The sequence below is a fragment of the Chromobacterium sp. HL1 genome (assembly GCF_057418835.1).
The window spans coordinates 2,415,861-2,426,283 of the sequence record NZ_CP162399.1 but is presented as its reverse complement, the minus strand read 5'-3'; the positions used below and the strand labels follow the sequence as shown (position 1 = coordinate 2,426,283).

10 protein-coding genes are annotated in these 10,423 nt (G+C 67.8%); 6 read left to right on the top strand and 4 right to left on the bottom strand.

The genetic code is table 11. From position 1 onward, the window contains the following. Position 1 precedes the first annotated feature (1 nt). Positions 2–1,171 (bottom strand): non-hydrolyzing UDP-N-acetylglucosamine 2-epimerase, encoded by a 1,170-nt coding sequence (gene wecB / locus AB1Z25_RS10970; protein WP_235088516.1) that lies wholly within the window; start codon positions 1,169–1,171, stop codon positions 2–4. A 406-nt stretch (positions 1,172–1,577) separates the two neighbouring features. Here wecB and AB1Z25_RS10965 point away from each other — a divergent pair, with 406 nt between their 5' ends. Continuing rightward, complete coding sequence (locus AB1Z25_RS10965; RefSeq protein ID WP_107798924.1) at positions 1,578–2,150, top strand: hypothetical protein; 573 nt, start codon at positions 1,578–1,580, stop codon at positions 2,148–2,150. A gap of 7 nt (positions 2,151–2,157) precedes the next feature. Here AB1Z25_RS10965 and AB1Z25_RS10960 read toward each other — a convergent pair whose 3' ends face one another. From AB1Z25_RS10960 to AB1Z25_RS10950, 3 genes are all read right to left on the bottom strand, one after another. After that, positions 2,158–3,501, bottom strand: coding sequence for an MFS transporter (locus AB1Z25_RS10960; protein ID WP_486637253.1), 1,344 nt, complete (start codon positions 3,499–3,501; stop codon positions 2,158–2,160). Positions 3,502–3,521: 20 nt separating this feature from the next. After that, a complete protein-coding gene (locus tag AB1Z25_RS10955) occupies positions 3,522–4,985 on the bottom strand; it encodes a 2-hydroxymuconic semialdehyde dehydrogenase (protein WP_486637252.1) in 1,464 nt (487 codons plus the stop codon). A gap of 267 nt (positions 4,986–5,252) precedes the next feature. Further along, positions 5,253–6,230: a LysR substrate-binding domain-containing protein gene (locus tag AB1Z25_RS10950; protein WP_227103242.1), complete on the bottom strand. Its 978-nt coding sequence runs from the start codon at positions 6,228–6,230 to the stop codon at positions 5,253–5,255. Between the two features lie 172 nt (positions 6,231–6,402). Here AB1Z25_RS10950 and AB1Z25_RS10945 point away from each other — a divergent pair, with 172 nt between their 5' ends. From AB1Z25_RS10945 to AB1Z25_RS10925, 5 genes are read left to right on the top strand one after another with little or no spacing between them, the layout of a single operon-like run. Beyond that, a complete protein-coding gene (locus tag AB1Z25_RS10945) occupies positions 6,403–7,215 on the top strand; it encodes a 2-keto-4-pentenoate hydratase (protein WP_107798928.1) in 813 nt (270 codons plus the stop codon). Beyond that, positions 7,212–8,150, top strand: a complete 939-nt coding sequence (locus tag AB1Z25_RS10940; protein WP_227103237.1) for an acetaldehyde dehydrogenase (acetylating) — start codon at positions 7,212–7,214, stop codon at positions 8,148–8,150. Before AB1Z25_RS10945 ends, AB1Z25_RS10940 begins: the two co-directional genes overlap by 4 nt. A gap of 10 nt (positions 8,151–8,160) precedes the next feature. Next, on the top strand, positions 8,161–9,180 hold the full coding sequence (dmpG, locus tag AB1Z25_RS10935) for a 4-hydroxy-2-oxovalerate aldolase (RefSeq protein WP_486637251.1): 1,020 nt from the start codon (positions 8,161–8,163) through the stop codon (positions 9,178–9,180). Further along, positions 9,177–9,953, top strand: a complete 777-nt coding sequence (locus tag AB1Z25_RS10930; protein ID WP_253313667.1) for a 2-keto-4-pentenoate hydratase — start codon at positions 9,177–9,179, stop codon at positions 9,951–9,953. The genes dmpG and AB1Z25_RS10930 overlap by 4 nt, the downstream gene beginning before the upstream one ends. Continuing rightward, positions 9,953–10,369, top strand: a complete 417-nt coding sequence (locus AB1Z25_RS10925; protein WP_227103231.1) for a RidA family protein — start codon at positions 9,953–9,955, stop codon at positions 10,367–10,369. The genes AB1Z25_RS10930 and AB1Z25_RS10925 overlap by 1 nt, the downstream gene beginning before the upstream one ends. The last annotated feature ends 54 nt before the right edge of the window (positions 10,370–10,423 follow it).

The following is a 10,423-nucleotide window of genomic DNA, read 5'->3' as shown; positions in this document are numbered from 1 at the left end:
CCTATCTCCCCGGCGCGGAGGCGAGAGCGCTGGCGGCCTGCCGCGGGCGCGGCAAGGCGGAGAGAATGGCGGCGATGCGTCTGCCGGCGCTGCCGTCGCCATAGGGGTTGTGGGCTTGAGACATGCGCTGGTAAGCCGCCTGGTCGTCCAGCAAGGCGCTGGCGTGGCGGACGATAAGATCCGTTTCGGTGCCCACCAGCTTGGCGGTGCCGGCCGCGAGCGCTTCAGGCCTTTCCGTGGTGTCCCGGGTGACCAGAACCGGTTTGCCCAGCGCCGGCGCCTCTTCCTGTATGCCGCCGGAGTCGGTGATGATCAGGTGGCAACGGGCCATCAGGTAGACGAAGGGCAGGTATTGCAGCGGCTCGATCAGGTGAATGTTGCGCACCCGGGACAGCAGCGCGTACACCGGTTGGCGAACATTGGGATTCAAATGCACCGGGTAGACGATGTCCACGTCCGGGTAGCGTTCCGCCAATTGGACCAGCGCGCGGCAGAAGCTTTCGAACTTCTCGCCGAACTTCTCCCGGCGGTGGCCGGTGACCAGCACCACTCTCGCCTCCGGCCGCAGATAGGAGAAGGCGGCGGCGACGCCGGCCTTGAGCTCCGGCTGCTGCTCCAGCTTCTTCACCGTCAGCAGCAGAGTGTCGACGACGCTGTTGCCGGTGATGAAGATCCGCTCGGGGTCGACCTTTTCATTGCGCAGATTGAGACAGGACTCCTCTGTCGGAGCGAAATGCCAGGACGCCAGAATATCGGTGACGCGGCGGTTCATCTCCTCCGGCCAGGGGGAGTACAAGTCTCCGGTCCGCAAGCCCGCTTCCACGTGTCCAATCGGAATCCTGCGGTAAAACGCTGCCAGGCTGGCGCCCAGCGTGGTGGCGGTGTCGCCGTGCACCAGCACGACGTCGGGCTGGACTTCCTCCAGCACCTTGTCGACGGTTTCCACCAGTCTGGCGGTCAAAGACGCCAAGCCCTGAGCCTGTTGCATCAGCTTCAGGTCGAAGTCCGGCTTGATCTCGAAAAAATCCAAGACCTGATCCAGCATCTCGCGGTGCTGGCCGGTCACGCACACTTTTGACGCCACGCCCGGGCAGTCTTGCAGCGCGTGGATCACGGGCACCATCTTGATGGCCTCCGGACGGGTGCCAAAGATTGTCAGTACAGTAAACATATTGTCTCCATTGCAGCGATTCCAGGGCCTTGATATGGCTGACTTTGTTTGTTTTGTTAAAACTACTGTTTTTGTTTGTTTAAATTAAGCTAGCACAGGTTTCGCTAGAAACAAAGTTAAATATTTGTTTAAATCAAATGGTTTAATATTGGGTGAGTCAGGCGCTCGTTCGCCAGCGGGCCGAGGCCGTAGCGGATTGGGCGGATCCGCAGGCGTCGATCGCAGGGTTCCGCCGGAATGCACCTGACCGAAGCGCTAGTGCCCGGGCCGGGATTACGGTGTGAAACTGCAATGGCATTTTTTTGTTAGCATGCGAGGACGTACGCATGGGGAGCGTTAAATCGTTTGGGAAGCGGACCTGAAGCGCCGGTGAGCGCGGTCGGCTTCAATCTGGGGAGTTGTGCCCATGGAAAAGAAACAATGTCTTCATTGCGGGTACTGGCGCGGCGACGCGCCGCGCGATAGGCGGGCGCCGGCTTACGCCTGCCCGCTGTGTCAGGCGCCTTATCAGGAAATGTATCCGCAGCCGTTGCCGCGGCGCGAGCCGGAAGCGGCGTCCCGGCTCAAATGGGCGCATGTGGGCGCGGTGATCGTCGTCCTGCTGGCCGGCGCGGCGGGCTTGACGTACATGGTCTGGCCCAGCCAGCAGCAGGCCGAGGCCAGGAACGAGGCGGAACTGAGGGAAATCGCCGGCGTGGTGTTGCCGGGCGCGGAGCAGGCCAAGGAGGAGCTGTGCGGCGGCGAGGCCTTCGCCGCCGGCGCTTTTTGCCGCTGGGCGCCGGAGCTGGCGGCGGTGGGGCGCCGGGCGACGCTGGCGCGGAACTGCATGGAGGTGGTCTCCGTCCGGATTCATCCGGGGAGCAAGAGCCCGGAACGGCCCGATTTCGCGGTGGGGTGCCGGGACGCCGCCGGGGAGATGATGGAAATGAGTTTCAACGAGGAGGACTTGAAGGCCGGCGGCGCGGCGCCGGCCGAGTAGGGCCCGTTCAAGTCTCGCGGGCCGGGCCTGGGGCGTAGCTTCGCCGTTTGAACAAGAGGGCGACGGCGATGAGCGCGGCCGGCAACAGCAGCATGCTGAAAATCCAGTCCGGGCGCACCTGCTGACGCATCAGCTCGGCGCCGGCCAGCACTCCGAAGATGGCGCCGCCGCGGCCGACGCCGTACATGCCGCCCACTCCGCTGGCGCGGCAGCGGGTTGGATAAAAGGCGGCGGACAGCGAGGCCAGCGCCGATTGCCCGCCGCCGGAGGCGAAGCCCATGCAGAACACCAGCAAGCCCAGCTGTCCGCCTTGCTCGCCCTGGGCGACGGCGGCGCCTATCGCCCAGGCCAGCAGGCCGGCGACGGCGAAGTTGGCCGCCAGCAGGCGGTGCGGCTCGGCGCGGCCCATCCACCAGCCCAGCAGAATGGAGCCGACGCCGCCGCCCAGCGGAAACAGCGCGCTGATCCAGGCGAAGCGGCTCAGCGAGAGGCCGGCTTCCTTCAACAGCAGCGGCATCCAGTTCACCACCAGGTAATAGATCAACATGCTCATGAAGCAGCTGAGCCAGAGCAGCAAGGTGCCGGCCGTCAAGGGCCGGCTCAGCACCGCGCGCAGGCCGGCGCGCGGCGCGTCGCCGTCGTCGCCCAGGCGGAAAGCGACGGCTTGCTCCAGTTCCGGCGTGGAGGCGAGGCGGTGCAGCCGCGCTTTAATCTCGTTGACTGAGCGCCGGCGCGCCGCCAGATAGCGCACCGATTCCGGCAGCCAGCGGTATAGCGCCAGCGCCAGCAGCAGCGGGAACACCCCGCCCAGCCACAGCGGCGCGCGCCAGCCGTAAGAGGGAATCAGCCAGCCGGCGCACAGGCCTCCGGCGCCGGCGCCCAGCGGAAAACCGCACAACATGGCGCTGACCAGCAGCGCGCGGCGTCGCGCCGGGCTGTATTCGGACAGCAGGGTGATGGTATTGGGCAGCGCCGCGCCCAGGCCGACGCCGGTGAACAGGCGGTAGACGGTGAGCGCGTTCAGCGAGTCCGCCGCCGCGGTCAGCAGGCTGCCGACGCCGAACAGCAGCGTCGACGCGATCACCGCGGGCTTGCGGCCCAGGCGGTCGGCCAGCGGCCCGCCCAGCAAGGCCCCGCCGGCCAGGCCGAACAGGGCGGCGCTGAGCGCCTGGCCCAGCTGCGGCTTGCTCAGCCCCCACTGCTCCATCAGCGCGGGCGCGATGTAGGACAGGGCCGCCAGGTCGTAGCCGTCGGCGAACATGACCAGAAAGCACAGCGTCAGCAAGACGGCGTGAAAGGGTCCCAGGCGGCTTTGGTCAATGAAGCGGTCAACATCCAGGGCGGCGGACATGGCGGCGTTCTCCCGGCGCGTCACAGCTTGACGCAGACATTGCTGATGTCGGAGTAGAAATCCAGCGAATGGCGGCCGCCTTCGCGGCCGAGGCCGGACAGCTTGCTGCCGCCGAAGGGGGTGCGCAGATCGCGCGCGTACCAGGCGTTGACCCAGACGATGCCGACCTGGACGCGCCGTGCCAGCCTGTGGGCGCGGTCCAGCCGCTGGGTCCATAAGGCGCAGGCCAGGCCGTAGGGACTGTCGTTGACGCGGCGCAGGATCTCCTCGTCGTCGTCGAAGGGCGCGATGTGGCAGACCGGGCCGAAGATTTCCTCGCGCACGCAGCGGGCGTGGTCAGGCAGGCCGGTCCAGATTGTCGGGCGCACATAAGCGCCTTGATCGCGCGCGTCGCCGAACTGCGGCGTTTCGCCGCCGGTCACCACCGCCGCGCCTTCCTCGCGCGCCAGCGTGAAATAAGACAGCACCTTCTCGCGGTGCTGGCGCGACACCAGCGGGCCCAGGTCCACGCCGTCCTCGTCCGGATAGCCCAGTTTCAGTCCCTCGGCGCGGGTTTTCAGCGCGGCGACGAAGCGATCGAAGATAGGGCGCTCCACATAGACCCGCTCGGTGCACAGGCAGACCTGCCCGGTATTGAAGAAGGACGATCTGGCCACCCCGGCCACCGCCGCGTCGAAGTCGGCGTCGGCGAACACCACGGCGGCGTTCTTGCCGCCCAGCTCGAAGGAGATGTCTTTCACGCCGTCGGCCACCGCCTTCATGATGGCGCTGCCGGTGCGCGATTCGCCGGTGAAGGATACGGCGCTGATTTGCGGCGCGCGGGTCAGGTGTTCCCCGGCCGAGCCGGGGCCGAAGCCGTGCACCAGATTGAACACGCCGGCGGGAACGCCGGCCGCGTCCATCACCTCGGCCAGCAGGGCGGCCGACGACGGGGTTTCCTCGGAGGGCTTGCACACCACGGTATTGCCCATCGCCAGCGCGGGGCCCAGCTTCCAGGTCAGCAGCAATAGCGGCAGGTTCCACGGCGCGATCACGGCCACCACGCCCAGCGGCTTGCGCACGGTGTAGTTGAACAGCAGGCCGCCGTCGGCCTGCGGCGTTTCGCAGCAGTCGTCCACCTGGGCGACGGCGAGATCGGCGAAAGTCCGGAAATTGGCGATGGCGCGCGGCAGGTCCAGCGTGCGCGCCAGGTGCAGCGGCCGGCCGGTGTCGGCCACCTCGGCGGCGACGAAGTCGTCGAAACGCGCCTGGATGCCGTCGGCCACCTTGTGCAGCAGCGCGGCGCGCTCCGGCGCGCTATAGCGGCCCCAGGGCCCTTGCAGCGCGTCGCTGGCGGCCTGGACGGCGCGGGCCACCTGGGCGGCGTCGGCTTCTACCGCCTGGTTCAACAGGCGGCCGTCCACCGGGCTGATATTGTCGAAGCGCTGGCCTTCCTCTTCGAATCGGCCATTGATGTACAGCGGCAGCAGGGCGGGACGGCTCATGGTTTCTATCCTCGTCAACGGGGGGGGACGCCGCGGTCTTAGAACCTGTTTACGATCTGCTGTGCGTCGGCGATACGGCGTTGAAAATGGTTTCGAAATGCTCATGTACCGTCTGTACACTCCGCTGTCTCAACCGTTTTCGCCTTGTCTCGCCTTAGCTCGCGAGATCGTAAACACGTTCTTAAGGGGCGACGCAATATTGGCGAGTGTAGGAAAGGCGGCCTTGGGCGCGAAAATGAATAAATCGAGTCTTGCTATTCCCCGCGCTTATACCTGATCCGCCGCGTCCAGCGCGGCGGCGGCCAGTTTCAGGCTGTCTATCATCTGCCGGGCCGCCGGCGTCAGCGGCTTGTCGGCGCGCACCGAGTAGCCGACGGCGGTGGGCGGCCCCACCTCGTCCAGCGGCAGCACCGCCAGCAGCTTGGCGGCGGCGAAGCGGCGCGCCGCCAGCCGCGGCATCAGGCCCAGGCAGTCCGAATCCACCAGCAGATTGACATTGGTCAGCAAGGACAGCGATTCCAGCAGATTGTCCGGCAGCGGGAGGCCGGCGTCGTGGAAGAACTGCTCGGCCACCAGGCGGGCCGGCGAATCCGGCGGCGGCAGAATCCACGGCCAGTCGCGCAGTTCGGCCAGGCGGGACGGCGGCGCGGCCAGCAGCGGATGGTGGCCGCCGGCCACGATGCACAGCCGGTTCAGATAGAGCGGCTGGTGGCGCAAGGGCAGCTTGCGGGTGAGCGGCGCTTCCGGGTCCGGCAGGCGGCCCACCACCAGGTCCAGCTCGCCGGCGGCCAGCGCCGGGAACAGATAATCCTGCGGTCCCTCGCGCACGGTGACCAGCAGCTTGGGCGCGTGGGCCTTCAGCCGCAGGATGGCCTGCGGCAGCAGGCTGGCGCTGGCGGAGATCTGGGTGCCGATGATGACATGGCCGCAAATGCCGCCCTTGAAGGCGTTGATCTCGTCGGTCAGATAGCGCAGCTCGGCGATCACCGACTTGACGCGCTCGCCCAGCAGCAGCCCGTATTCGGTGGGCGTCACGCCGCGGTTGCCGCGCAGGAAGAGCACGGTGTCCAGCTGCTGCTCCAGCTCGCGTATCGCCTTGGTCACCGCCGGCTGGGTCAGGTGCAGCTCGCGCGCGGCGCGGGCGATGGACTGGCAGCGCAGCACCCGGTCGAACACCAAGAGCGGCCGCAGCTTGAGCCGGTTCAACACCATATCGTGAACGGAAAAGGGCGTGAGAGGGTCCATCGGCGCTCCTGTGCGGTTGGGACGGCGCGGCAGAAGACTATGGCATAACTTTAGGGAATAGCAGAAGCCCGGATATTCATTTTCTCCTTATCGCCGCGCTCCATAGACTGGACGCGTCCCACTGATACGGCCGGTTTGGTCCGCGCCGGAGCGCTTGAATAAGGAGAACGCCTTGAGCCCAGTTCCACCATCCGCATTGCAAGCCGCCGCCGAGCAGCTGCGTCGCGCCGCCGACGCCGGCCAGCCCTGCGCGCCGGTGCGCGGCCTGCTCGGCGAGGGAGACGTCGACGCCGCCTATCAGGTGCAAACGCTGAATGTCCGGCATGCGCAGGCCCAGGGCCGGCGGCTGGTGGGCAGCAAGATCGGCCTGACCTCGGCCGCGGTGCAGCGGCAGCTGGGCGTGGCGCAGCCGGATTTCGGCCGCCTGTTCGCCGACATGGCGGTGTGCGACGGCGAGGAGATCGACAGCCGGCGGCTGCTGCAGCCCAAGATAGAGGCGGAAGTGGCGCTGCTGCTGGGGCGCGATCTGGACCATGACAAACATACGCTGGCCGATCTGTTCCGGGCGGTGGACGCGGTCTTGCCGGCGCTGGAGATCGTGGACAGCCGCATCGCCGGCTGGGATATCCGCATCAGCGACACCATCGCCGACAACGCGTCCAGCGGCCTCTTCGTGCTGGGCAACCGGCCGCGGCGGCTGGCCGACGTCGATCTGCTCGGCTGCGGCATGACGCTGGAGCTGCGCGGCGAGCCGGTCTCGGTGGGCGCCGGCGCGGCCTGTCTCGGCAATCCCTTATTGGCCGCGCTGTGGCTGGCGGACACGATGGCGCGGCGCGGCGAGCCGCTCAAGGCCGGCGACATCGTGCTGACCGGCGCTTTGGGGCCGATGGCGCCGGCGCGCGCCGGCGACGTGTTCACCGCCCGCATCCAGGGCCTGGGCGAAGTGTCGGCCCGCTTCGCCCCACTTCAGGGAGCATCCTCATGAGCCATCCCGCTCGCGTCAAAGCGGCCATCATCGGTTCCGGCAATATCGGTTGCGATCTGATGGTCAAACTACTGCGTCACGGCCAGCAGCTGGAATTGGCCGCCATGATAGGCATCGATCCGGATTCCGACGGCCTGGCCCGCGCGCGCCGCCTGGGCCTGGCTACCAGCCACCAGGGCGTGGAAGGGCTGTTGGCCATGCCCGGCGCCGCCGACATCCGCCTGGTGTTCGACGCCACCTCGGCCGGCGCCCACGCGCGTCACGAACAGCTGCTGCGGCCGCGCGGCGTCCGGGTGATAGACCTGACGCCCGCCGCCATCGGCCCCCATGTGGTGCCGGCGGTGAACCTGGACGCGCACCTGGACGCGCCCAATATCAATATGGTCACCTGCGGCGGCCAGGCCACCATTCCCATCGTGGCCGCGGTGGCCGCGGCGACGCCGGTGTTCTACGGCGAAATCGTCGCCTCCATCGCCAGCAAATCCGCCGGCCCCGGCACGCGCGCCAATATCGACGAATTCACCGAAACCACCGCCCAGGCGATTGTCGGCGTCGGCGGCGCGCGCAGCGGCAAGGCCATCATCATCCTGAACCCGGCGGAGCCGCCGCTGATGATGCGGGACACGGTGTTTTGCCTGACCGCGCCGGCGGACCGGGACGCCATCGCCCGCTCGGTGGCCGCGATGGCGGACAAGGTCAGCGCCTATGTGCCCGGCTACCGGCTGAAGCAGGAGGTGCAGTTCGAGGCGCTGCCGGCGGAAGCGCTGACGGCCTATCCGGAACTGGCGCGGAGCGGCGGGCTCAAGGTGTCCGTCTTCATCGAGGTGGAAGGCGCGGCCCACTATCTGCCGGCCTACGCCGGCAATCTGGACATCATGACATCGGCGGCGATGGCCTGCGGCGAACGCGTCGCCGCCCGCCTGCTGCAAGCCTGAGGAGCCCGGCATGGACAAACTGTATATTTCCGACGTGACCCTGCGCGACGGCTCGCACGCGGTCCGCCACCGTTATTCGCTGGCCCAGGTGCGCGCCATCGCCGCGGCGCTGGACGCGGCCGGGGTGGATTCCATCGAGGTGGCGCACGGCGACGGCTTGGAGGGTTCCAGCTTCAACTACGGCTTTGGCGCCCATAGCGACGTGGAATGGATCGCCGCGGCGGCCGAATCCGTGCGCAACAGCAAGATCGCCACCTTGCTGCTGCCCGGCATCGCCACTGCGCGCGCCTTGCGCGAGGCCTACGACGCCGGCGCGCGCATTGCGCGCATCGCCACCCACTGCACCGAGGCCGACATCGCCAGACAGCACATCGGCTACGCGCGGGAACTGGGCATGGACGCCGTCGGCTTTCTGATGATGTCGCACATGACCACGCCGCAGCGGCTGGCCGAACAGGCCAAGCTGATGGAAAGTTACGGCGCCCATTGCGTCTACGTGGTGGATTCCGGCGGCGCTCTGCTGATGCAGCAGGTGCGCGACCGCTTCCGCGCCTTGCGCGACGCGCTGCGGCCGGAGACGGAAACCGGCATCCACGCCCATCACAATCTGTCCCTGGGCGTGGCCAACAGCATTGTGGCGGTGGAAGAAGGCTGCCGCCGCGTCGACGCCTCGCTGGCCGGCCAGGGCGCCGGCGCCGGCAACGCGCCGCTGGAAGTGTTCATCGCCGCCGCCGAGCGCCTGGGCTGGAACCACGGCTGCGAGCTGATCCGGCTGATGGACGCCGCCGACGATCTGGTGCGGCCCACCCAGGACCGCCCGGTGCGGGTGGACCGCGAGACGCTGGCGCTGGGCTACGCCGGCGTCTACTCCAGCTTCCTGCGCCATGCGGAAACGGCGGCGGCGCAATACGGCTTGAAAACCCTGGACATCCTGCTGGAAGTGGGACGCCGCCGCATGGTGGGCGGGCAGGAGGACATGATAGTCGACGTGGCGCTGGACTTGCTCAAGGCCAAAGGAGGCGCGGCATGACGGACTTTGTTCAAAACTGCGCCCGCGAACTGGACATCGCGACCCAAACCGGCGAAGCCGTCGATCAACTGAGCGCGCGGCGGCCTTTCGATCTGGCGCAGGCCTATCGTATCCAGCAGGCCGGCATCGCGCTGCGCCAGCAGCGCGGCGAGCGCGCGCTGGGCTTGAAGCTGGGCTTCACCAGCCGGGCCAAGCGCGTGCAAATGGGCGTGGACGCGCTGATCTGGGGCGAACTGACCGACGCCATGCAGCTGGCGGACGGCGGCGAGCTGGCGCTGGGCCGCCTGATCCATCCGCGGGTGGAGCCGGAAATCGCCTTCATCACCGCGCAGGAGATCTCGCGGCCGCTGTCCCTGGCCGAGGCCGGGCTGGCGCTGGCCGGCGTGGCGCCGGCGCTGGAAATCATCGATTCGCGCTACCGCGACTTCCGTTTCAGCCTGGAGGACGTGGTGGCGGACAACTGCTCATCGTCCCATTTCGTCGTCGGCCCGCTGAGCCCGCCGGACACGCCGCTGGACAATCTGGGCGTGACGCTGCGCTTCAACGGCCGGCCGGTGCAGCTGGGCAGCAGCGCCGCCATCCTGGGCCAGCCGCTGCGCGCGCTGATGGAAGTGTCCGCGCTGCTGCACGCGGAAGGGCGCACGCTGCCGGCCGGCTCCTTGCTGCTGGCCGGCGCGGCCACCGCGGCCGAGCCCTTGCGCGCCGGCCTGCACGTTGGCGTGGAGATCGCCGGCCTGGGCCGCTGCGAGTTTGAAACCGAAGGGAGCGCCTGATGAGCACCCAAGCCACCACCGTCAGCGGCAAGGCCGCGCCGCGCGGCCGCTTTCCGCACCTGAAGCGGGCCGGGGACTTCCTCTTTGTCTCCGGCACCAGTTCCCGGCGGCCGGACAACAGCATCGCCGGCGCCGAGGCCGACGCCATGGGCGCGACGCGGCTGGACATCGCCTTGCAAACCCGGGCGGTGATCGAGAATATCCGCGACATCCTGGCCACGGCCGGCGCCGGGCTGGCCGATGTGGTTGAAATCAGCGCCTACCTGGTGGATATGAACGATTTCGCCGCATACAACCGGGTTTACGCCGACTACTTCGACGAGGAAGGGCCGACGCGGACCACGGTGGCGGTGCATCAGCTGCCGCATCCGCATTTGCGCATTGAGATCAAGGCGATCGCCTACAAGCCGCTTTAAGAACGTATTTACGGCGGCGAGTAGGTTCTTTGAGGTGTAATCAAGCACAAGAGA

What these genes read in the sequence shown, in the direction of transcription:
- wecB (WP_235088516.1), bottom strand. Translation starts at nt 1,171, where the DNA reads ATGTTTACTGTACTGACAATCTTTGGCACCCGTCCGGAGGCCATCAAG.
- AB1Z25_RS10965 (WP_107798924.1), top strand. Translation starts at nt 1,578, where the DNA reads ATGGAAAAGAAACAATGTCTTCATTGCGGGTACTGGCGCGGCGACGCG.
- AB1Z25_RS10960 (WP_486637253.1), bottom strand. Translation starts at nt 3,501, where the DNA reads ATGTCCGCCGCCCTGGATGTTGACCGCTTCATTGACCAAAGCCGCCTG.
- AB1Z25_RS10955 (WP_486637252.1), bottom strand. Translation starts at nt 4,985, where the DNA reads ATGAGCCGTCCCGCCCTGCTGCCGCTGTACATCAATGGCCGATTCGAA.
- AB1Z25_RS10950 (WP_227103242.1), bottom strand. Translation starts at nt 6,230, where the DNA reads ATGGACCCTCTCACGCCCTTTTCCGTTCACGATATGGTGTTGAACCGG.
- AB1Z25_RS10940 (WP_227103237.1), top strand. Translation starts at nt 7,212, where the DNA reads ATGAGCCATCCCGCTCGCGTCAAAGCGGCCATCATCGGTTCCGGCAAT.
- dmpG (WP_486637251.1), top strand. Translation starts at nt 8,161, where the DNA reads ATGGACAAACTGTATATTTCCGACGTGACCCTGCGCGACGGCTCGCAC.
- AB1Z25_RS10930 (WP_253313667.1), top strand. Translation starts at nt 9,177, where the DNA reads ATGACGGACTTTGTTCAAAACTGCGCCCGCGAACTGGACATCGCGACC.
- AB1Z25_RS10925 (WP_227103231.1), top strand. Translation starts at nt 9,953, where the DNA reads ATGAGCACCCAAGCCACCACCGTCAGCGGCAAGGCCGCGCCGCGCGGC.